The following is a 20,472-nucleotide window of genomic DNA, read 5'->3' as shown; positions in this document are numbered from 1 at the left end:
TTTGTTCTGCAGGGCTGCCGCCCTGCACCTGCCGAAGCCTCAAGCAACATCAACGTCAACGTCAAAAGCTGGCTTCCTGTGTGTTGGCGAGGCGGATCCGGTTGAGGGGGACGCCGTAAACCCGTCCATGGGGGCTTGGTCGCGGCATCCATGCCGCTCACACCCCCTCAACCGGACCCACCCCGCCTTCGACAGTTGGTCGCAATCCGTTGGTAGATCCACGCCATGCGTGGATCAATGCCAATCGAAATCGAATATTTCGATGATTCACCGAAAAGCATCCACGCATGGCGTGGATCTACCAGACGCCGGAGATCTGTCAGAGGTGGGGCGCAGCCCTGCCGCCCCCTTAGAACGGCGCCGCGGACTCGAACGCCAGCGCGGCACCCGTCACCGGGTGGGTGAACGCCAGCGCGCACGCATGCAGGTGCACACGCGCCGCCGGCACGGCGCCATACAGCACGTCCCCCACAATCGGATGGCCAAGGCTGGCCATGTGCAGCCGCAGCTGATGGCTGCGGCCGGTCACCGGCTCCAGCGCCACCCGCGTGCGCTGCGCCTGGACATCGCGGCCCAGCACGCGCCAGCGCGTCAACGCCGGCTTGCCGCGTTCGTGGTCGATCATCTGCTTCGGCCGGTTCGGCCAGTCCACGATCAACGGCAGGTCCACCTCGCCGGCCTCGGCATCCAGCAGCCCCTCCACGATCGCCTCATAGCGCTTGCCCACCGTGCGCTGTGCGAACTGCGCCGACAGCGCCGCCTGCATGGCCTTGCCGCGCGCATGCAGCAGCAGGCCGGAGGTCACCTGGTCCAGCCGGTGCACGGTCAGCGCATCGGGGTACAGCGCCTGCAGGCGCGCCACCACGCAGTCCTGGTTCTCCGGCGAACGCCCGGGCACGGACAGCAGACCGGCCGGCTTTTCCGCCACCAGCAGCGCGTCATCGATGTAGTGCAGGTGGATCATCAGCGTGCGTATCCCTCAAACAGAAACGGGGAAGCCGAAGCTTCCCCGTTCCAGTGCAGCCTGTGCCGACCTGGGCCGGCACCGCCTGCATCAGCCCAGCAGGTGGGCGACGCCGGCGCGCTCTTCTTCCAGCTCGGCCAGGGTCTTGTCGATGTACTTCTGGCTGAAGTCGTCGATCGGCAGATCCTTGACCAGGGTGTACTTGCCGTTTTCGGTGGTCACCGCGAAGCCGAAGATCACGCCTTCCGGAATGCCGTAGGAACCGTCGGACGGCACGCCCATGGTGACCCACTTGCCGTTGCTGCCCAGCACCCAGTCACGCACGTGGTCGATGGCGGCGTTGGCGGCCGAGGCAGCCGAGGACGAACCACGGGCTTCGATGATCGCCGCACCGCGCTTGCCCACGGTCGGGATGAAGGTGTTGGCGTTCCACTCCTGGTCGTTGATCGCATCGGCGATCGACGCACCATCGGCGGTGGCGAAACGGTAGTCCGGGTACATGGTCGGGCTGTGGTTGCCCCACACGACCAGCTTCTCCATGCCACCGACCGGCTTGCCGAGCTTGGTCGACAGCTGGCTCAGGGCGCGGTTGTGGTCCAGGCGCAGCATGGCGGTGAAGTTCTCCGGCTTCAGGTCCGGGGCCGACTTCATGGCGATGTAGGCATTGGTGTTGGCCGGGTTGCCGACCACCAGCACCTTCACGTCACGGCTGGCGACCTTGTTCAGCGCCGCGCCCTGGGCGGTGAAGATCTTGGCGTTTTCCAGCAGCAGGTCCTTGCGCTCCATGCCCGGGCCGCGCGGACGCGCGCCGACCAGCAGGGCGATGTCGGCATCCTTGAAGGCGACTTCGGCGTCGTCGGTGCCGACCATGCCGGCCAGCAGCGGGAAGGCGCAGTCTTCCAGTTCCATCATCACGCCCTTCAGGGCGGCCTGGGCCTTGTCCACCGGCAGCTCCAGCAGCTGCAGGATGACCGGCTGGTCCTTGCCCAGCATTTCGCCGGAGGCGATGCGGAACAGCAGGGCATAGCCGATCTGGCCGGCGGCGCCGGTCACGGCAACACGAACAGGTGCTTTCATGGGGGTTTCCTCTTGCTTGCGAGCGTTGGGGTCGATGCCGCGGGCGTGGCACGCAGGCCTGGCAGGCGGCGGGGATCATGCAAACGGCCACCCGAAGGTGGCCGTTTCAATGGGGATCAGGCGGCGAGGGTCTTGTTCCACTCGGCCACGCGGTCGGCCTTGGCGGCCAGCACGGCGTCGGTGTCGCCTTCCAGGGTGATCGAATGGATCACGTCGCCCTGCTTCACCGAATCCACGATGGCCTGGCCTTCCAGCACCTTGCCGAACACGGTGTGGCGGCCGTCCAGCCAATCGGTCTTGATGTGGGTGATGAAGAACTGGCTGCCGTTGGTGTTCGGGCCGGCGTTGGCCATCGACAGCGAACCCACCTCGTGCTTGACGCCGTTGTTGGTCTCGTCTTCGAAACGGTAGCCCGGGCCGCCGCGGCCGGAGCCTTCCGGGCAGCCGCCCTGGATCATGAAGTCGGCGATGACGCGGTGGAAGATCAGGCCGTCATAGAAGCCGTGCTTGACCAGGTTCACGAAGTTGGCAACCGTCAGCGGGGCCTTGTCGGCGAACAGCTCGACCTTGATCGGGCCCTGGGTGGTGTCGAAAGTGGCGATGAGGGACATGAATATCCTTGGTGCAGATGGGGATGCGTCTAGCCACCTAGTTTACACCCGGCTCGCGGCGGCGGCGGCTTCGACCATGGCCGCACAGGCACGCTTCAGGCGCCGGCCGGGCACCGCCGCCCCACCGCCCCGCCCCCCGTCCCGGGAGGACCGCCGGGCGGCCCCCGGCGGCAGCTGAACAGGCCTTTTCGCGAATCGTCATCGAACGGGTATAATGTTGGACTTCTTTTTCCAAATCCGGCGCCGACTGGCCCCCTTTCGTATGTCCATCGAAAATCTTCGCAACATCGCCATCGTCGCCCACGTCGACCATGGCAAGACCACCCTGGTCGACCAGCTGCTGAAGCAGTCCGGCACCCTGTCCGAACGCACCGTGCTGGCCGAACGCGTGATGGACAGCAACGACCAGGAAAAGGAACGCGGCATCACCATCCTGGCCAAGAACACGGCCATCACCTGGGAAGACAAGCGCACCGGCGTCAAGAACCGCATCAACATCGTCGACACCCCCGGGCACGCCGACTTCGGCGGTGAGGTCGAGCGCGTGCTGTCGATGGTCGACACCGTGCTGATCCTGGTCGATGCGATGGACGGCCCGATGCCGCAGACCCGCTTCGTCACCCAGAAGGCCTTCGCGATGGGCTTCAAGCCGATCGTCGTGGTCAACAAGGTCGACCGCCCGGGCTCGCGTCCGGAGTGGGTGATCGACCAGGTGTTCGACCTGTTCGACAAGCTCGGCGCCACCAACGAACAGCTGGACTTCCCGATCGTCTACGCCTCGGCCCTGAACGGCTACGCCGGCCTGGAAGACACCGTGCGCGACGGCGACATGACCCCGCTGTACGAAGCGATCATGCAGCACGCCCCGCGTCCGGAAGTGGACCCGGAAGGCCCGTTCCAGATGCGCATCAGCCAGCTGGACTACAACAACTTCGTGGGCGTGATCGGCATCGGCCGCATCCAGCGCGGCACCCTGAAGAAGAACATGCAGGTCGCGGTGATCGACCGTGAAGGCAAGAAGCGCAACGGCAAGGTGCTGCAGGTGCTGGGCTTCCTGGGCCTGGAGCGCATCGAGCAGGATTCGGCCGAAGCCGGTGACATCGTGGCCATCTCCGGCATCCAGGAGCTGACCATCTCCGACACCATCTGCGCCCCGGACACCCCGGAAGCCCTGCCGGCGCTGACCGTGGACGAGCCGACCATCTCGATGACCTTCCAGGTCAACAACTCGCCGTTCGCCGGCAACAAGGACCTGTCCGGTGGCAAGTTCCTGACCAGCCGCCAGATCAAGGACCGCCTGGACCGTGAAAAGGTCCACAACGTGGCCCTGAAGGTCGAACAGCTGGAAGACGCCGACAAGTTCCTGGTTTCCGGCCGTGGCGAACTGCACCTGTCGGTGCTGATCGAGAACATGCGCCGCGAAGGCTACGAGCTGGCCGTGTCGCGCCCGGAAGTCATCATCAAGGAAATCGACGGCCAGATGATGGAGCCGATCGAGCAGCTGGTGGTGGACATCGAAGAAGTGCACCAGGGCGGCGTGATGGAAAAGCTGGGCACCCGCAAGGGCCAGCTGAAGAACATGGAGCCGGACGGCAAGGGCCGCGTGCGCCTGGAATACTCGATCCCGGCCCGTGGCCTGATCGGTTTCCAGAACGAATTCAAGACCCTGACCCAGGGTTCGGGCCTGCTGTTCCACGTGTTCGACCACTACGGCCCGAAGGAACAGGGCGCGATTGCCAAGCGCATCAACGGCGTGATGATCGCCAATGCGCCGGGCACCACGCCGGCCTACTCGCTGGGCCCGCTGCAGGAGCGCGGCAAGCTGTTCGCCGCTGAAGGCGACAACGTGTACGAAGGCCAGCTGGTCGGCATCCACTCCAAGGACAACGACCTGACCGTCAACGCGATCAAGACCAAGCCGCTGACCAACATGCGCGCTTCGGGCAAGGACGATGCGATCCAGCTGACCCCGGCGATCAAGTACTCGCTGGAACAGGCCCTGGACTTCATCGAGGACGACGAACTGGTCGAGATCACCCCGAAGGAGATCCGCCTGCGCAAGAAGTTCCTGACCGAAAGCGACCGCAAGAAGGCCTCGCGCGCAGGCTGACCGGTCGTCATCGTGAGCCAGCCCGGCTACAACCCGGATCCGCACAAGCATCCGGGTCTCCACGCCATCGCCCTGCTCGAAGCGAGCAAGGCGCTGCTGGCGCTGTTGGCTGCGACCGGGCTGGAAGTGCTCGGCCCGCAGCCGCTGCGGCACGGCATCATGGTCCTGATCCGGCGTTTCAGCCTGGATCCGGACCATGGCACCCTGCCCTCCCTGCTGCAGGCGATCAGCCCCGACGCGGTGCATCTGGCCGCTGCCGCAATGGTCGGCTACGGCCTGCTGCACCTGGTGGAAGCCTGGGGCCTCTGGCGCGCCAAGGCCTGGGCCTCCTGGCTGGGCTGCGTCTCGGCCGGCATCTACCTGCCATTCGACATCTACGCCATCGTCCGCCACCCCGGCTGGCCCTCCTGGACGGTGCTGGTGATCAACCTGCTGGTGGTCTACGTGCTGGCGCGCGACATCCGCAAGCGCCATCGCTGAGCGCTACACTGCGGGGCTGGAGCCGCCGATGCCCCCCGCCATGCGCCCATCCCTGCCCCTCCTGCTGACCGCTGCCGCGTGCGCGGCCCTGTCCGCGGCCCTCGGTGGCTGCGTTCCGGCCACGCCACCGGCGCATGCTGCGGCCGCCGCCCCCGCCAACGTGCCCTTCCCGTACGCAGAAGCCGACATCACCAGCCTGCAGGCACGCATGACGGCCGGCGAGCTGGACAGCAGCACCCTGACCCGCGCCTACCTGGAACGCATTGCCAGCCTGGACCATACCGGCCCCCGGCTGCGCGCCGTGATCGAGCTCAACCCCGATGCCCTGAAGGACGCCGCGGCCCTGGACCGCGAGCGCCGCAGCGGCCACCTGCGCGGCCCGCTGCACGGCATCCCGGTGCTGCTCAAGGACAACATCAATGCCGCCCCCATGGCCACCAGTGCCGGTTCGCTGGCATTGCAGGGGTTCCGCCCGGGTGATGCCTTCCTGGTCCGCCGCCTGCGCCAGGCCGGTGCCGTCATCCTGGGCAAGACCAACCTCAGCGAATGGGCCAATTTCCGTGGCGAGGCGTCGCTGTCCGGCTGGAGCGCGCGCGGCGGGCAGACCCGCAACCCTTACCGGCTCAGTCATTCGCCGTGCGGGTCCAGCAGCGGCAGCGCCGTGGCGGTGGCGGCCAACCTGGCCAGCGTGGCCATCGGTACCGAAACCGATGGCAGCATCGTCTGTCCGGCCGCCGTCAACGGCGTGGTCGGGCTCAAGCCGACCGTCGGCCTGGTCAGCCGCGAAGGCATCATCCCGATTTCCTTCAGCCAGGACACCGCCGGGCCGCTGGCCCGCAGCGTGGCTGATGCCGCCGCGGTGCTGACCGCCATCGCCGGGCGTGATGACGCCGACCCGGCAACGGCGACCATGCCCGGCCGGGCCGTCTATGACTACACCGCGCGCCTGAATGCCGATGGCCTGCGCGGCGCACGCATCGGCGTGCTGCAGACCCCCCTGCGCGGGCAACCCGGCATGGCACCGCTGATGCGCCAGGCCGAGGCCGTCATGCGCCAGGCCGGCGCCACGCTGGTGCCGGTGGAACTGCCCACCCAGGGCGCCTGGGCCGAGGCCGAACAGACCCTGCTGCTGTACGAGTTCAAGGCCGGGCTGGAGCGCTACTTCGCCACCTACCAGGCGCCGGTGCGCACCCTGGACCAGGTGATTGCCTTCAACCGCCAGCATGCCGCGCAGGAACTGGGCCTGTTCGGGCAGGAACTGATGGAAAAAGCCGCCGCCACCGGCACGCTGGGGGACCCGGCCTACATCCGCGCCCGCAGCGATGCCCGCCGCCTGGCCGGGCCGGAGGGCATCGATGCGGTGCTGCAGTCCCAGCGCCTGGACGCTCTGGTGTCCCCCACCACCGGCGTGGCCTGGCCGATCCGCAGCAACGGCAATGATTTCCCCGGCGAAAGCTACAGTGCCGCCGCCGTGGCCGGCTACCCGAGCCTGAGCGTGCCGATGGGCCAGATCAACGGCCTGCCGGCAGGCCTGCTGTTCATGGGCACCGCCTGGAGCGAGCCGAAGCTGATCGAACTCGGCCATGCCTATGAACAACGCACCCGCGCACGGCAGCCCCCTCACTTCGCCACCGACACGCTGATCGACGACAGCGACCCCTGATCCCAGGCGCTACCGTTCGGGTGCAGGCGCCCCCGGCTGGATCGCGGCCTCGCCATCCTCGGCGCCAGGCGAACGCACCTCGGCCGGGGCCGGATGCCGCACCGCCACCGCATCCACCGCGCGCTCCAGGCGGGTGCGCAGCCGGGGCAGTGCCTGCGGATGTTCGCGCGCCAGGAAATCCAGCATCCGCTCACGCACCAGACAGCGCAGGTCGAAGGCATCACCGGAATTGCGTGCACTGACCAACAGGCGTACCTGGATCGTGCGCTCACTGGTCTCGGTCACCTGGGTCACGCAGACGCGCCCATCCCACAGCGACTGGCCCTGGCAGATGCGCTCCAGCTCAGCGCGGATCGCGGCGATCGGTGCCCGGTAATCCAGCCACAGGAACGCAGCGCCCAGCAGGTCGGCGCTGCGGCGCGTCCAGTTCTGGAACGGGTTCTCGATGAACCAGGTCAGCGGCACCACCATCCGCCGCTCGTCCCAGATACGCACCACCACATAGCTGCTGGTGATCTCTTCGATCCGTCCCCACTCGCCTTCCACGATCACGACATCATCGAGCCGGATCGGCTGGGTCAGTGCGATCTGCAGCCCGGCGATCAGGTTGCCGAACACCGGCTTGGCCGCGATGCCGGCCACCAGGCCGATCAGGCCGGCCGAGGCCAGCAGCGCCGAACCGATCTTCGCCACCATGTCGAACTGCAGCAGCACCAGCGAGGCGCCGAGGACGATGATGCCGCCCATGATCACCCGACTGAGCACACGGGTCTGGGTCTGGATGCGGCGCGCTTCCAGGTTGTCGGCCACGTCGATCGGGTTGCTGCGCAGGATGGCGCGCTCGATGGCGCTGACACCGCGTACCAGCAGCCAGATGAAACACGCGACCAGGCTGATATGCAGAATGCGCTGCAGATTGCCCAGCAACGGATCCTGCAACGGCGTCGCCTCCAGTGCGGGAATCAGCAGCAGCAGCGGCAATGCCGTGGCCAGTGGCAGGCCGAGCACACGGCCGATGCGCGCACGGCGCCGATCGCGCCCTTTCAGCCGGTGATAGATCCACAGGATCACCCAGGCACCGATGCCACCGATCACCAGCGCCAGTCCCAACGGCCACGCATAGGCCTGCATGTGCTGCCAATGCACGCTTGCCACCTCCACTCGAACACGCGAATGGACAGGGTCGCGCATGGCGCATGAGCGTGTTGTATGCAGGGTTGGTGCCCTGCACCCGCAAACGTCAACGTCAACGTCAAAGGCGGGTTTACTGAAGGATGGCGGGGTGAGTCCGGTTGAGGGGGACGCCGTAAACCCATCCATGGGGGCTTGGTCGCGGCATCCATGCCGCTCACACCCCCTCAACCGGACCCACCCCGCCTTCGACAGTTCTCCGCGATCTGTCGGAATCTGCTGCTGATGGTGGGTGCCGACCGTTGGTCGGCACGGGGTCGGATCCAATGGGGTCGGATCCAATTTTGAATATCGATATCTGACAGAAAAATCGTGTCGACCAAGGTCGACACCTACCAACAGCCGGCGTTGCCAGTAGATCCACGCCATGCGTGGATGAATTCATTCGATATCTGACAGATGTGCCGACCAACGGTCGGCACCCACCAACAACCACCGGCCAACTGTCAGAGGCGGGGCGGTGTGGGGGAGCAGGACCGTTGGCGCCATGGATGGCGCCATCGAGCCCCCATGGGTGAGGGCGCTTTGCTTGCGAAGCACTGCTTCGCAAGCGCCCGAACGCACAGCCGCCAGCGGCTGGGCCGGACCCCGGAGGGGGGTTTACGGCGTGTCCTGCCCACCCACACCGCCCCGCCATCCCACGGAATGCCGCTTCGGCTTTTGCCGTTGCCGTTGCCGTTGACTGCCGCAGGTGCAGGGCTGCAAGCCCTGCAAAAAACCTACCGCGCCTGTTCCTGCTTGCGCACGATCGCCATCGCAATCTCCAGCGACTGCTCGTAGTTCAACCGCGGGTCCACCGTGGAACGGTACGCCCGCTCCAGGTCACGCTCGGTCAACTCACGCGCACCACCGGTGCATTCGGTCACGTCCTCGCCGGTCAGCTCCAGATGCACGCCGCCCAGCCGTGTACCGGCCGCCGCGTGCAGGTCGAAGGACAGCTCCACTTCGCTGCGCACGTTGTCGAAGCGGCGCGTCTTGAAGCCATTGGCGGTGCTTTCGGTATTGCCATGCATCGCATCGCAGACCCACAGCACGCGGCGACCATCGCGCTTGACCGCATCCAGCAGCGGCGGCAGCTTGTCGGCGATCTGTGCCGCGCCCATGCGGTGAATGAAACTCAGCCGGCCCGGCTCGTCGTCCGGGTTCAGCACATCGATCAGCCGCAGCAGCTGGTCCGGCGTCACCGACGGCCCCACCTTGATCGCGATCGGGTTGCGCACGCCGCGCAGGTATTCCACATGCGCGCCGTCCAGGGCGGCCGTGCGCATGCCGATCCACGGGTAATGCGTGCTCAGGTTCAACCAGCCATGCTGGCGCGGCACCTGCCGGGTCAACGCCTGCTCGTAGGGCAGCAGCAGCGCTTCATGCGAGGTGTAGAAATCGATGCGGTTGAGGTTGTGCACGCGCACCCCGGCCAGGGTTTCCATGAAGTGCACGGCATCGCCGATCGACGCCACCATCTTCTGGTACTCGGCCGCCAGCGGCGAATGCCGCACCCAGTCCAGGTTCCAGTACTCGGGATGGTGCAGGTCGGCGAAGCCGCCATCGATCAGCGCCCGCACGAAGTTCATCGTCATCGCCGAATGGGCGTGGGCCTGCAGCATCCGCCGCGGGTCGGGCTGGCGTGCCGCTTCGGTGAACGCCGGCGCGTTGATCACGTCTCCGCGATAGCTGGGCAGCGTCACCCCGTCGCGGGTCTCGGTATCGGCCGAACGCGGCTTGGCGTACTGGCCGGCAAAGCGGCCAACGCGGATGACCGGCTTGCGCAGGCCGTGCACCAGCACCAGGCTCATCTGCAGCAGCACCTTGAGCCGGTTGGAAATGGTGCCCGATTCGCAGTCGGCGAAGTTTTCCGCGCAGTCACCGCCCTGCAGCAGGAAACGCTTGCCCTCCTGCGCATCGGCCAGCTGCTGCTTCAGCGCCAGGATCTCCCAGGAAGTCACCAGCGGCGGCAGCCGCTTGAGCTCATGCAGGGCCGCATCCAGCGCCAGCGGATCGGGATAGGTCGGCATCTGCAGGGCCGTCCTGCCACGCCAGCTTTCCGGCGACCAGGTGGCATCGACGGCGGTCGTGGCGGTTGGGGGCGTGGGCGCAGCGGACAGGCTCATTGCAGGCTTCCGGGGGTGGGGAGGCTCATGGTCGCAGAGCGGGCCCGTGGCGCAAAGGCCCGCCCGTCATCTCCACTTGCCTGAACGGCCCGGAAAGATCCGTGCAATCGGCCAGAAACCGCATGGTCACAGTGACCGGGACAGGCGCATGATTTGTTACGTAATAACCTAACCAAACCACTCACCCGACCCTCCCCCTTCCCTTGCCAGGCATTCCGCCCCCGCCCCCATGAAGCCCACCCTGCTCGCTTCCGGCATCACCTTCGCCCTGGCCCTGGCCAGCCTGCCGTCGCTGGCCCTGGCCGCCGACGCCTCAACGAGCGCCGTCAAGGACCTCGACGCAGTCACGGTCACCGCCCAGCTCGACCAGGCCCGCAATGCACTGTCGCCGGATATCGGCAGCAGCCAGTACGAGATCACCGCCGAGGACATCAAGAACCAGCCGCTGGGCGCCTCCACGCCCCTCAGCCAGGTGCTGCTGCAGGCCCCGGGCGTCGTCCAGGATTCCTACGGCGGCGTGCATGTGCGTGGCGACCACGCCAACCTGCAGTACCGCATCAATGGCGTGCTGCTGCCCGAATCGATCTCCGGCTTCGGCCAGACCCTGGACGCGCGCACCATCAAGAGCATCCGCCTGATGGACGGCGCCCTGCCGGCACAGTTCGGCGAGCGCACCGCCGCCGTGGTGGACATCACCACCCGCAGCGGCAGCGAACTGGGCAACGGTGGCAGCGCCGGCATCACCGCCGGCTCGTTCGGCAAGGTCAATCCGAATGCCTCCTGGTGGGGCAGCCAGGGGCGCTGGAGCTGGTTCATGACCGGCAACTACGACCAGAACGACGTCGGCCTGGAAAACCCGACCAACACCCGCAAGCCGCTGCATGACGACACCCACCAGGGCAAGGCGTTCGCCGACCTGACCTACCTGGTCAACGAGAACACCCGCCTGAGCGTGTTCGCCGGCTTTGCCAACAACCGCTTCCAGATTCCGGTCAACCCGGGGCAGACCCCGCAGTTCGGCTACCTGGACACGACCACGTTCGATTCCAGCCAGCTGGATGAAACCCAGCGCGAAACCACCCGCTTCGGCATGCTGGTCCTGCAGGGCACGCTGGGCGATACCGCCTACCAGGTCTCGGCCGGCCAGCGTTACAGCGACGTGGCGTTCAACCCGGACATCGCCGGCGACCTGGTGTTCAGTGGCGTGGCCTCGCAGGTCCGCCGCAGCAACCGCGCCAACACCCTGCAGGCCGACTTCTCCACCCCGCTGGGGCAGAACCACACGTTGCGCTATGGCGTCTACGGCAACTACGAGAACGCCACCGCCAGCAACAACAGCTGGGTGTTCCCGGTCGATGGCGATGGCAACCAGGCCAGCACCACGCCGCTGCTGATTCCCGACCGCAACGCCTTCCACGCCAGCACCGCAGCGGTGTACGTGCAGGACGAGTGGCGCATCGGCGATGACTGGACCGTCAACTACGGCCTGCGTGGTGACCGTTTCAAGGCCTTCGGCCGTACCGAAGGCCAGCTCAGCCCGCGCCTGGGCGTGGTCTGGAACGCCACCGACAGCACCACCGTGCATGCCGGCTACTCGCGCTACTTCACCCCGCCGGCCAGCGAGCTGATCGCCAGCAGCGACATCGCCCTGTACGACGGCACCACCAACCAGCAGCCGGCCATCGGCAACAACACGCCGCTGTCCGAGCGCAGTGACTATTACGATCTGGGCGTGTCACAGCGCATCGGCGAGCACCTGACCCTGGGCCTGGATGCGTACGACCGCCGCGTCGACCGCCTGCAGGATGAAGGCCAGTTCGGCGCGGCCTACATCTACTCCACGTTCAACTACCGCTACGGCCACATCCACGGCGTGGAGTTCAGTGCCGACTACAACAATGGCCCGTTCAGTGCCTACTTCAATGCTGCCTACAACAAGGCGATGGGCAAGCAGGTCATCACCAGCCAGTACAACCTCGACCCGGATGCCCTGGTGTACGTGCAGGACAACTGGATCCACCTGGACCACGACCAGAAGCTGACCTCGTCCGGTGGCATCAGCTATGCCTTCGCCGGCCACAACCGCATCGGCGCCAACTACGTGTACGGCAGCGGCCTGCGGTCGGACATCGAGGGCGTGCCCAACGGCGGTGAACTGCCATCCTACCTGCAGGTGAACCTCAGTGCCGGCCACGACTTCAACGCCGACAGCGGCCACCCGCTGCACGTGCAGCTGGCGGTGATCAATGCACTGGACCGCAGCTACCAGCTGCGTGACGGCGGCGGCATCGGCGTGTTCGCCCCGCAGTGGGGCCCGCGCCGTGGCGCCTACCTGAGCCTGCAGCAGGACTTCTAAGCAGCGCCCCACACTGGCGACGCCCACCGTAGAGCCACACCATGCGTGGCTGCGAACGGAAAGGAATCCTCCCCCAGGTAGAGCCACGCCATGCGTGGCTGTAAACGGGGCCGGACACCTCTGCACTGCAGAGGCCGCCGGCCCCGTTCCATTCTCAGCGCCCGACCTTGCGCAGCGACACCACCAGCGCCCACAGCGCCAGCACCGAGAACCACACCAGGCTCCACATCGGCATGGTCAGGCCCAGGAAGGTCCAGTCGATGTTGCCGCAGTTGCCGGTACCGGTCAGCACCGTGCGGAACACCTCGAACGGCCCCATCGTCTCGCTCAGGAAGCTCAGCGGCGGGCCGCAGGTGGAGCCCATTTCCGGCGGCAGCAGCTGCACATAGACATGGCGCGCGGCGATGCCGATGCCCACGCCGGCCGCGATGAAGGCCAGGATGCCGTAGGTCGCACGCCCCGGGCGGTTGGACGGCCCGTGCAGTGCACCGATCAGGAACAGCAGCCCCAGCGCAGCGAACGCCAGCCGCTGGAAGATGCACAGCGGGCACGGCTCCAGGCCCATTTTCAACTGCAGGAAGATCGCGTAGCCGAGCAGGCCCGCGCAGATCAGGAAGCCCAGCAGGAACTGGGCGCGGAAGGGCCAGCGCAGAGGATTCATCGGCAACGCTCGAAGGGTTCGGATGGCAAGCGTAACCGAGACACTGCCCCGTTCGAACCGCCACACGGCACGCCTGTCGGAACGATGTGGCTCATGGACAGCGCCGGAGCACGCCCGGCGAGCATGGCGGAAAAGGAAACGCCGGGCATGGCCCGGCGCTGCCAGAACGCAAAAGCCCGGCAGAGGCCGGGCTTTCGCTGTGTCGCGTTGGAACGGTCCGATTACTCGGCCACTTCCTCGGCCACGGCCGGACGGTCGACCAGCTCGACGTAGGCCATCGGCGCGTTGTCGCCGGCGCGGAAGCCGCACTTCAGCAGGCGCAGGTAGCCGCCCGGACGGGTCGCGTAGCGCGGGCCCAGGGTGGTGAACAGGTGGCCCACGGCCTCCTTGTCACGCAGGCGGGCGAAGGCCAGGCGGCGGTTGGCGACGGAGTCGACCTTGGCCAGGGTGATCAGCGGCTCGGCAACGCGGCGCAGTTCCTTGGCCTTCGGCAGGGTGGTCTTGATCAGCTCGTGCTTGAACAGCGAGGCGGCCATGTTCTTGAACATCGCTTCGCGGTGGGCGCTGGTACGGCTGAACTTACGGCCAGACTTCTGGTGACGCATGGTGATATTCCTTGGTTAAGGGTGAGGCTGTGTGGATCGTTGTCGCCTTCCTGGCGTTGCTGCACGGACTGCGGTTGGTCCTGGCCATCCCTCCTGGACGACCGGCCCGCGAACCTGGGGTTCGTCGTGGCGTGTTTGGTGAATCAACAGCAGGCCCCACCGCGGGCGGTGGAGCCTGCCGGTACAGCAGGGGGCTTATCAGCCCAGCATGCCGTGGCTGGCGATACCGGCCGGCGGCCAGTTCTCCAGCTTCATGCCAAGCGACAGGCCACGCTGGGCCAGCACTTCCTTGATTTCGGTGAGCGACTTCTTGCCCAGGTTCGGGGTCTTCAGCAGCTCCACTTCGGTCTTCTGGATCAGATCGCCGATGTAGTAGATGCTTTCCGCCTTCAGGCAGTTGGCCGAACGCACGGTCAGTTCCAAGTCGTCGATCGGGCGCAGCAGCACCGGATCCACGCCGTTGTTGGCCGGCTTGGCCGCACCGCGGTCGCGGTGGGTGAAGTCACCGAACACCGACAGCTGGTCGCTGAGGATGTCGGCGGCGGTGCGCACGGCTTCCTCGGCATCGATGGTGCCGTTGGTCTCGATATCGATGACCAGCTTGTCCAGGTCGGTACGCTGTTCGACGCGGGCCGCTTCCACGGCATAGGCGACGCGGCGGACCGGCGAGAACGAGGCATCCAGGACCAGACGGCCGATGGCGCGGGTTTCTTCGTCCGGACGACGACGGGCAGCGGCCGGCTGGTAGCCGAAACCACGCTCGATCTTCAGACGCATGTTGACTGCCGTGTCCTTGGTCAGGTGGCAGATGACATGCTCGCCGTTCAGGATCTCCACATTGTGGTCGACCTTGATGTCGGCAGCGGTGACAACGCCCGGGCCCTGCTTGGACAGGGACAGGGTGGCGCTGTCGCCGGAGTGCATACGGATGGCCACGTCCTTCAGGTTCAGCAGGACTTCCAGCACGTCCTCCTGCAGACCTTCGACCGTGGTGTACTCATGCAACACGCCGTCGATTTCGACTTCCGTGATGGCGAAGCCCGGGATGGACGACAGCAGCACGCGACGCAGGGCGTTGCCCAGCGTATGCCCGTAACCCCGCTCCAAAGGTTCGATCACGACCTTTGCACGGGTGTCGGTAAGGCGTTCGATCTGCGGACCGCGAGGACGCAGAACCTGGTTGGCGGTAACCGTCATGTTGCGGGTTCTCCTAGTGAACCCCCGGCCGTCGCCGGGGGCTCTCCAATGTGAATTACTTCGAATACAGCTCGACGATCAGCGCTTCGTTGATGTCCGCAGGCAGGTCCGAACGATCCGGAACAGCCTTGAAGATGCCGGTGAACTTGCCGGAATCCACTTCGACCCACGACGGGCTCAGGTCATGCTGGGCGGCGACGGTCAGGGCTTCCTGGACGCGCAGCTGCTTGGCAGCCTTTTCGGACAGAGCGATGGCGTCGCCAGCCTTGACCTGGTACGAAGCCAGGTTGACCGACTTGCCATTCACGGTGACGCCGCGGTGCGACACCAGCTGACGGGCAGCCGGACGGGTCACGGCGAAGCCCATGCGGTAGACAACGTTGTCCAGGCGGGTTTCCAGCAGCTGCAGCAGGTTCTCGCCGGTGTTGCCCTTCTTGGTCGAGGCCTTCTTGTAGTAGTTGCGGAACTGACGCTCCAGCAGACCGTAGATACGCTTGACCTTCTGCTTTTCGCGCAGCTGGGTGGCGTAGTCGGACAGCTTGCCCTTGCGGGCGGTCGCGCCGTGCTGGCCGGGCTTCTGCTCCAGCTTGCACTTGGAGTCCAGCGCACGGGCCGGGCTCTTCAGGGACAGGTCGGCGCCTTCGCGGCGGGCGAGCTTACAGGTAGGACCGATATAACGAGCCATTTCTTATCGCTCCCTTTAGACGCGACGCTTCTTCGGCGGACGGCACCCGTTGTGCGGGATGGGCGTCACGTCGATGATGTTGGTGATCTTGTAGCCGACGTTGTTCAGCGAACGCACGGCCGACTCACGGCCCGGACCCGGGCCCTTGATGCGGACTTCCAGCGACTTCACGCCGTAGTCCAGCGCAGCACGACCGGCCTTTTCAGCAGCCACCTGGGCAGCGAACGGGGTCGACTTGCGCGAACCGCGGAAGCCAGCGCCACCGGAGGTCGCCCACGACAGAGCGTTGCCCTGACGGTCGGTGATGGTCACGATGGTGTTGTTGAACGAAGCGTGGACGTGGGCAACGCCGTCGGTGACGACGCGCTTGATCTTCTTCTTGGTCTTAGCAGCGGGCTTAGCCATTTCTCAGTCCCTTACTTCTTGATCGCCTTGCGCGGACCCTTGCGGGTGCGGGCGTTGGTACGGGTGCGCTGGCCACGCAGCGGGAGGCCACGACGGTGACGCAGGCCGCGGTAGCAGCCCAGGTCCATCAGGCGCTTGATCGCGATGCCGATTTCACGGCGCAGATCGCCTTCCACGATGTACTTGCCGACTTCAGCGCGCAGGCGCTCGATTTCCGGCTCCGACAGATCGCGGATCTTGGTGGTCGAAGTGACGCCTGCGGCTTCGCAGACCTTCTTCGAACGGGTACGGCCGATGCCGTAAATGCTTTGCAACCCGACCCAGACATGCTTCTGGGCTGGCAGGTTGACGCCTGCAATACGCGCCATGACGCGGTTCTCCAGCTGAGTGATGGCCGGCAGCGCACCGCGGGCGCGCCAATCCGGCAGGATGGATCAAAAAAGTGAACTAGCGATACTAACAAGGTTCCGGTTTACATGGAAGCCCGTGAAACCAGAGGTTTCATGAACCCGGCCTGGGGAGTGTGCCCAGGCTCCGGCGCCGGATCAGGTTGACCCCGGAAAGAACACCCTTTCGGGCCCTCTTCCGGTGCCGCCCGCGCTACTCCCGCGCGGGACGACCCGATCTCACCCCCACCCGGAACCGCTGCGGGGGCCGCCCTTCGTTTGTGTGGCCGGGGTCCGCGAAGCGGAGGACCATCACGTCAGGAAGACGAAAGTATAACAGGCCAATCAGCCGCGGGCAAAACCGCCGCGGTTGCCACCCTTCAGGTTGGCCTTCTTCAGCAGGCTTTCGTACTGATGGGACATCAGGTGCGCCTGCACCTGGGCGATGAAGTCCATCACCACCACCACCACGATCAGCAGCGAGGTGCCGCCGAAGTAGAACGAGGCGTTCAGCTGCGTGCGCATCAGTTCCGGCAACAGGCAGACGATCACCAGGTAAGCCGAACCTGCAGCGGTCAGGCGGGTCAGCACGCCGTCGATGTAATCGGCGGTGGCCTTGCCCGGACGGATGCCCGGAATCAGCGCACCGGACTTCTTCAGGTTGTCGGCGGTTTCCTGCGAGTTGAACACCAGCGCGGTATAGAAGAACGCGAAACCGGTGATCAGCGCGGCGAACACGATCATGTGCAGCGGCTCGCCCGGACCCAGGGCGTTGGCGACCTTCTGCAGGGTCTGGCCGAACGTGCTCTGGTTGGCCGCCTGGCCGGACCACATGGCCAGGGTGGCCGGGAAGGCCAGCAGGCTGGAGGCGAAGATGGCCGGGATCACGCCCGCCATGTTCAGCTTCAGCGGCAGGAACGAGGTCTGGTTCATGTACGCGTTGCGGCCGCCCTGGCGACGTGCGTAGTTCACCGTAATGCGGCGCTGGCCGCGTTCGACGAACACCACGAAGAAGGTGAAGGCCAGCACCACGATCGCGATGACCAGCAGCTGGATGAACTGGATGTTGCCGTCACGGTAGGCGTCGAAGGTGTGGATGACCGCACCCGGCAGGCCCGCCACGATACCGGCGAAGATGATCAGCGAGACGCCATTGCCGATGCCGCGCTCGGTGACCTGCTCACCGACCCACATCAGGAACATGGTGCCGGCGGTCAGTGCGACCACGGCGGTGAGCACGAAGCCCATGCCCGGCGCGTAAACGACCGGCGCGCCGGTCGGCGACACCTGGCCCTGCAGGGCCAGGGCGATCGAACCGCCCTGCACCACCGCCAGCAGCACGGCGCCGATGCGCGAATACTGGGTGATCTTGCGGCGGCCGGACTCACCTTCCTTCTGCATCGCCTTCAGGGCGGGGAAGATGTGCACGGCCAGCTGCATCACGATCGATGCCGAGATGTACGGCATCACGTTCAGCGCGAAGATGCTGAAACGGTGCAGGGCGCCGCCCGAGAACATGTTGAACATGTCCACGATGCCGCCGCCCTGCTGTTGCATCATGGCAAGCATGGCATCGGGGTTGACGCCCGGCACCGGCACGTAGCAGCCGATGCGATAGACGATCAAAGCCCCGACGACGAACAGCAAACGTTGGCGAAGTTCGGTGAACTTGCCCATTCCGCCCGCGAGGTTACCGATGCCAGCTTGCGCCATGATTTTCTTACTCCGTTACGCTGCCGCCGGCAGCTTCGATCGCGGCCTTGGCACCGGCCGTGGCAGCAATACCCTTCAGGGTGAACGCCTTGGTCAGTTCGCCCTTGACGACGACCTTGGCCTTCTTGGCGGTGCTCGGAACCAGCTTGGCCGCACGCAGGGCAGCGAAGTCGATCTCGCCGGCCGGCAGCTTGTCCAGCTGGTACAGCAGCACTTCAGCGGTGTCCTTGGCGATCGGCGAACGGAAGCCGATCTTCGGCAGACGACGCTGCATGGGGGTCTGGCCGCCTTCGAAGCCAGCCTTGATCTTGCCGCCACCCTTACGGGCGAACGAACCCTTGTGGCCGCGGCCGGCAGTCTTGCCCAGGCCCGAGCCGATACCGCGACCGACGCGGGTGCGCTCGGTGCGGGCGCCCGGTGCCGGGCTCAGTTCATTGAGACGCAGAGTCATGATCGATTACTCCTCAACCTTGACGAGGTAGTGAACGGTGTTGATCAGACCGCGAACCTGCGGGCTGTCCTTCAGTTCACGCACATCGTTGAGCTTGTTCAGACCCAGGGCACGCACCGACAGGCGGTGACGCGACTGGGCACCACGCAGGCCACGCACCAGGCGGACCTTCACAGTCTTGTTGGACTCATTAGCCATGGTTGAGTTCCTCCACCTTCTTGCCGCGCTTGGCCGCGATGCGGGCCGGCGACTGTGCCGCGGTCAGGCCCTTCACGGTGGCACGCACCAGGTTGATCGGGTTGCGCGAACCGGTGGCCTTGGCCAGCACGTTCTTCACGCCCACCGCTTCCAGCACAGCGCGCATGGCGCCGCCGGCGATGACGCCGGTACCTTCGGACGCCGGCTGCATGAACACGCGTGCAGCGCCGTGGCCATCCTTGATGGTGTGCCACAGGGTGCCGTTGTTCAGGTCGACGCTGACCAGGTTCTTGCGAGCCTGCTCCATCGACTTCTGGATGGCGACCGGGACTTCACGGGCCTTGCCGTAGCCGAAACCGACCTTGCCTTCGCCGTCGCCGACCACGGTCAGGGCGGTGAAGGTGAACTGGCGGCCACCCTTGACGGTCTTGCTGACGCGGTTGACCGCGACCAGCTTTTCGATCATGCCGTCGTCGATCTTTTCTTCGCGGTTACGGTCGCGATCGCGACCCCGCTGCTGACGCTCTTCTGCCATGTTGATTCCTTGGTTGTTTGGGTATGTACGGCTCGGGGCCGCTTATGGTTGTGGCGTGTTGCGCTGTTCCGGACAGCCGCTGCAGAAGAGCGGCGCCGTCCGGCCATCCCCTGGCCGGCGGGCAGGCGGGAAGAGGCCATCAAGGCCCCTTCCCTTATCCCTTAGAACTGCAGGCCGGCTTCGCGGGCAGCGTCAGCCAGGGCCTTGATGCGGCCGTGGTAACGGTAACCCGAACGATCGAAGGCAACCTTCTCGATGCCGGCGGCCTTGGCGCGCTCGGCAACGATGCGGCCGACCTTGGCGGCAGCTTCAGCGTTCTTGCCGCTGGCCAGACCTTCCTTGACGTCGGCCTGGGTGGTGTTGGCGGCAGCCAGCACCTTCGAGCCGTCGGCGGTGAAGACCTGCGCGTACAGGTGCTGGCCGGTGCGCAGCACCGACAGGCGGGCGACGCCGAGCTCACGGATGTGGGCGCGGGTCGACTTGGCGCGACGCAGGCGGGCGATGTTCTTGTTCATGATCTTTTTCCCTGGAAAGCGGAAGGTCCTAATTAGGCCTTCTTGGCTTCCTTGCGAATGATGACTTCGTCGGAGTACTTCACGCCCTTGCCCTTGTACGGTTCCGGCTTGCGGAACGCACGGATCTTGGCAGCGACTTCACCAACGACCTGCTTGTCGGCGCCCTGGACCAGGATCTCGGTCTGGGTCGGGGTGGACAGGGTGATGCCTTCCGGCGCCACGAACACCACCGGGTGCGAGAAACCGAGCGACAGGCTCAGGTCCTTGCCCTGCATGGCGGCACGGTAACCGACGCCCACCAGCTCCAGCTTGCGCTCGAAGCCTTCGGACACGCCCTTGACCATGTTGGCCAGGATCGCGCGGACGGTACCGGTCAGCGCGACCAGGTCGGCGTTTTCGGTGCTCAGGGTGGCAACGCCGTTGTCGACGTTGATGGCAATGCCGGCCGGCTTCGGCAGCGACAGGGTGCCCTTCGGGCCCTTGACGGTGACGGATTCGGACTGGACGTTCAGTTCAACCTTGCCCAGGTCGACGGGCTTCTTGGCTACGCGGGACATAGTT

21 protein-coding genes are annotated in these 20,472 nt (G+C 65.9%); 4 read left to right on the top strand and 17 right to left on the bottom strand.

Annotation, left to right across the window (positions count from 1 at the left end; translation table 11 throughout):
- Window positions 1-349 precede the first annotated feature (349 nt).
- The 3 genes from Q9R17_RS12285 to Q9R17_RS12275 form a co-directional block, all read right to left on the bottom strand.
- On the bottom strand, window positions 350-964 hold the full coding sequence (locus Q9R17_RS12285) for an RluA family pseudouridine synthase (RefSeq protein ID WP_308154903.1): 615 nt from the start codon (window positions 962-964) through the stop codon (window positions 350-352).
- 90 nt (window positions 965-1,054) lie between these two features.
- Window positions 1,055-2,041, bottom strand: a complete 987-nt coding sequence (locus Q9R17_RS12280; protein WP_004153634.1) for a malate dehydrogenase — start codon at window positions 2,039-2,041, stop codon at window positions 1,055-1,057.
- Window positions 2,042-2,157: 116 nt separating this feature from the next.
- Complete coding sequence (locus tag Q9R17_RS12275) at window positions 2,158-2,652, bottom strand: peptidylprolyl isomerase (RefSeq protein ID WP_308154902.1); 495 nt, start codon at window positions 2,650-2,652, stop codon at window positions 2,158-2,160.
- A 262-nt stretch (window positions 2,653-2,914) separates the two neighbouring features.
- Between Q9R17_RS12275 and typA the strand changes: the two genes are divergently transcribed.
- From typA to Q9R17_RS12260, 3 genes are read left to right on the top strand one after another with little or no spacing between them, the layout of a single operon-like run.
- Complete coding sequence (gene typA, locus Q9R17_RS12270; RefSeq protein WP_308154901.1) at window positions 2,915-4,762, top strand: translational GTPase TypA; 1,848 nt, start codon at window positions 2,915-2,917, stop codon at window positions 4,760-4,762.
- A 12-nt stretch (window positions 4,763-4,774) separates the two neighbouring features.
- The gene (locus tag Q9R17_RS12265) at window positions 4,775-5,242 is read left to right on the top strand and encodes a DUF2127 domain-containing protein (protein WP_308154900.1); all 468 of its coding nucleotides are present in this window, start codon (window positions 4,775-4,777) and stop codon (window positions 5,240-5,242) included.
- 40 nt (window positions 5,243-5,282) lie between these two features.
- Entirely contained in the window at window positions 5,283-6,905 is a 1,623-nt protein-coding gene (locus tag Q9R17_RS12260; protein ID WP_308154899.1) for an amidase, read from the top strand.
- Between the two features lie 9 nt (window positions 6,906-6,914).
- Here the strand turns inward: Q9R17_RS12260 and Q9R17_RS12255 are convergent, their stop codons facing one another.
- Both Q9R17_RS12255 and Q9R17_RS12250 read right to left on the bottom strand, forming a co-directional pair.
- A complete protein-coding gene (locus Q9R17_RS12255) occupies window positions 6,915-8,096 on the bottom strand; it encodes a mechanosensitive ion channel family protein (RefSeq protein WP_308154898.1) in 1,182 nt (393 codons plus the stop codon).
- Between the two features lie 719 nt (window positions 8,097-8,815).
- Window positions 8,816-10,204, bottom strand: coding sequence for a 3-deoxy-7-phosphoheptulonate synthase class II (locus tag Q9R17_RS12250; RefSeq protein ID WP_308154897.1), 1,389 nt, complete (start codon window positions 10,202-10,204; stop codon window positions 8,816-8,818).
- Between the two features lie 229 nt (window positions 10,205-10,433).
- Between Q9R17_RS12250 and Q9R17_RS12245 the strand changes: the two genes are divergently transcribed.
- The gene (locus tag Q9R17_RS12245; protein WP_308154896.1) at window positions 10,434-12,560 is read left to right on the top strand and encodes a TonB-dependent receptor; all 2,127 of its coding nucleotides are present in this window, start codon (window positions 10,434-10,436) and stop codon (window positions 12,558-12,560) included.
- Between the two features lie 154 nt (window positions 12,561-12,714).
- On the opposite strand, the gene Q9R17_RS12240 is transcribed toward Q9R17_RS12245, so the two are convergent.
- The 12 genes from Q9R17_RS12240 to rplF form a co-directional block, all read right to left on the bottom strand.
- A complete protein-coding gene (locus tag Q9R17_RS12240) occupies window positions 12,715-13,221 on the bottom strand; it encodes a disulfide bond formation protein B (protein ID WP_308154895.1) in 507 nt (168 codons plus the stop codon).
- 221 nt (window positions 13,222-13,442) lie between these two features.
- Window positions 13,443-13,826, bottom strand: a complete 384-nt coding sequence (rplQ, locus tag Q9R17_RS12235; protein WP_308154894.1) for a 50S ribosomal protein L17 — start codon at window positions 13,824-13,826, stop codon at window positions 13,443-13,445.
- A 198-nt stretch (window positions 13,827-14,024) separates the two neighbouring features.
- Window positions 14,025-15,023: a DNA-directed RNA polymerase subunit alpha gene (rpoA, locus tag Q9R17_RS12230; RefSeq protein ID WP_308154893.1), complete on the bottom strand. Its 999-nt coding sequence runs from the start codon at window positions 15,021-15,023 to the stop codon at window positions 14,025-14,027.
- A 55-nt stretch (window positions 15,024-15,078) separates the two neighbouring features.
- Window positions 15,079-15,708, bottom strand: coding sequence for a 30S ribosomal protein S4 (rpsD, locus tag Q9R17_RS12225; RefSeq protein WP_004145446.1), 630 nt, complete (start codon window positions 15,706-15,708; stop codon window positions 15,079-15,081).
- Window positions 15,709-15,723: 15 nt separating this feature from the next.
- Window positions 15,724-16,113, bottom strand: a complete 390-nt coding sequence (rpsK, locus tag Q9R17_RS12220) for a 30S ribosomal protein S11 (protein WP_004145443.1) — start codon at window positions 16,111-16,113, stop codon at window positions 15,724-15,726.
- A gap of 11 nt (window positions 16,114-16,124) precedes the next feature.
- Window positions 16,125-16,481 carry a 30S ribosomal protein S13 gene (rpsM, locus tag Q9R17_RS12215; protein WP_308154892.1) on the bottom strand — a complete coding sequence of 119 codons (357 nt, stop codon included), beginning with the start codon at window positions 16,479-16,481 and terminating at the stop codon, window positions 16,125-16,127.
- A gap of 363 nt (window positions 16,482-16,844) precedes the next feature.
- A complete protein-coding gene (secY, locus tag Q9R17_RS12210; protein ID WP_308154891.1) occupies window positions 16,845-18,212 on the bottom strand; it encodes a preprotein translocase subunit SecY in 1,368 nt (455 codons plus the stop codon).
- Between the two features lie 7 nt (window positions 18,213-18,219).
- Complete coding sequence (gene rplO, locus Q9R17_RS12205) at window positions 18,220-18,663, bottom strand: 50S ribosomal protein L15 (RefSeq protein WP_308154890.1); 444 nt, start codon at window positions 18,661-18,663, stop codon at window positions 18,220-18,222.
- 6 nt (window positions 18,664-18,669) lie between these two features.
- A complete protein-coding gene (gene rpmD, locus Q9R17_RS12200) occupies window positions 18,670-18,861 on the bottom strand; it encodes a 50S ribosomal protein L30 (RefSeq protein WP_004145412.1) in 192 nt (63 codons plus the stop codon).
- Window positions 18,854-19,396 carry a 30S ribosomal protein S5 gene (gene rpsE / locus Q9R17_RS12195; protein ID WP_005415419.1) on the bottom strand — a complete coding sequence of 181 codons (543 nt, stop codon included), beginning with the start codon at window positions 19,394-19,396 and terminating at the stop codon, window positions 18,854-18,856. The genes rpmD and rpsE overlap by 8 nt, the downstream gene beginning before the upstream one ends.
- A 161-nt stretch (window positions 19,397-19,557) precedes the next feature.
- On the bottom strand, window positions 19,558-19,911 hold the full coding sequence (gene rplR, locus Q9R17_RS12190; protein ID WP_308154889.1) for a 50S ribosomal protein L18: 354 nt from the start codon (window positions 19,909-19,911) through the stop codon (window positions 19,558-19,560).
- A 32-nt stretch (window positions 19,912-19,943) separates the two neighbouring features.
- Entirely contained in the window at window positions 19,944-20,468 is a 525-nt protein-coding gene (gene rplF / locus Q9R17_RS12185; protein ID WP_308154888.1) for a 50S ribosomal protein L6, read from the bottom strand.
- Between the last annotated feature and the right edge of the window lie 4 nt (window positions 20,469-20,472).

Source organism: Stenotrophomonas sp. 24(2023) (assembly GCF_030913365.1).
Taxonomy (GTDB): domain Bacteria; phylum Pseudomonadota; class Gammaproteobacteria; order Xanthomonadales; family Xanthomonadaceae; genus Stenotrophomonas.
This window is presented reverse-complemented; position numbering and strand designations above follow the sequence as displayed.

Bases quoted from the DNA above. Each gene is read 5' to 3' on its own strand.
- Q9R17_RS12240 (WP_308154895.1), bottom strand. From the start codon at position 13,221: ATGAATCCTCTGCGCTGGCCCTTCCGCGCCCAGTTCCTGCTGGGCTTC.
- Q9R17_RS12285 (WP_308154903.1), bottom strand. From the start codon at position 964: ATGATCCACCTGCACTACATCGATGACGCGCTGCTGGTGGCGGAAAAG.
- rplR (WP_308154889.1), bottom strand. From the start codon at position 19,911: ATGAACAAGAACATCGCCCGCCTGCGTCGCGCCAAGTCGACCCGCGCC.
- rpsE (WP_005415419.1), bottom strand. From the start codon at position 19,396: ATGGCAGAAGAGCGTCAGCAGCGGGGTCGCGATCGCGACCGTAACCGC.
- Q9R17_RS12250 (WP_308154897.1), bottom strand. From the start codon at position 10,204: ATGAGCCTGTCCGCTGCGCCCACGCCCCCAACCGCCACGACCGCCGTC.
- rpsM (WP_308154892.1), bottom strand. From the start codon at position 16,481: ATGGCGCGTATTGCAGGCGTCAACCTGCCAGCCCAGAAGCATGTCTGG.
- Q9R17_RS12260 (WP_308154899.1), top strand. From the start codon at position 5,283: ATGCGCCCATCCCTGCCCCTCCTGCTGACCGCTGCCGCGTGCGCGGCC.
- typA (WP_308154901.1), top strand. From the start codon at position 2,915: ATGTCCATCGAAAATCTTCGCAACATCGCCATCGTCGCCCACGTCGAC.
- rplF (WP_308154888.1), bottom strand. From the start codon at position 20,468: ATGTCCCGCGTAGCCAAGAAGCCCGTCGACCTGGGCAAGGTTGAACTG.
- secY (WP_308154891.1), bottom strand. From the start codon at position 18,212: ATGGCGCAAGCTGGCATCGGTAACCTCGCGGGCGGAATGGGCAAGTTC.
- Q9R17_RS12255 (WP_308154898.1), bottom strand. From the start codon at position 8,096: ATGCGCGACCCTGTCCATTCGCGTGTTCGAGTGGAGGTGGCAAGCGTG.
- Q9R17_RS12245 (WP_308154896.1), top strand. From the start codon at position 10,434: ATGAAGCCCACCCTGCTCGCTTCCGGCATCACCTTCGCCCTGGCCCTG.
- Q9R17_RS12280 (WP_004153634.1), bottom strand. From the start codon at position 2,041: ATGAAAGCACCTGTTCGTGTTGCCGTGACCGGCGCCGCCGGCCAGATC.
- Q9R17_RS12275 (WP_308154902.1), bottom strand. From the start codon at position 2,652: ATGTCCCTCATCGCCACTTTCGACACCACCCAGGGCCCGATCAAGGTC.
- rplQ (WP_308154894.1), bottom strand. From the start codon at position 13,826: ATGCGTCACCAGAAGTCTGGCCGTAAGTTCAGCCGTACCAGCGCCCAC.
- rpoA (WP_308154893.1), bottom strand. From the start codon at position 15,023: ATGACGGTTACCGCCAACCAGGTTCTGCGTCCTCGCGGTCCGCAGATC.
- rpsK (WP_004145443.1), bottom strand. From the start codon at position 16,113: ATGGCTAAGCCCGCTGCTAAGACCAAGAAGAAGATCAAGCGCGTCGTC.
- rpsD (WP_004145446.1), bottom strand. From the start codon at position 15,708: ATGGCTCGTTATATCGGTCCTACCTGTAAGCTCGCCCGCCGCGAAGGC.
- rpmD (WP_004145412.1), bottom strand. From the start codon at position 18,861: ATGGCTAATGAGTCCAACAAGACTGTGAAGGTCCGCCTGGTGCGTGGC.
- rplO (WP_308154890.1), bottom strand. From the start codon at position 18,663: ATGACTCTGCGTCTCAATGAACTGAGCCCGGCACCGGGCGCCCGCACC.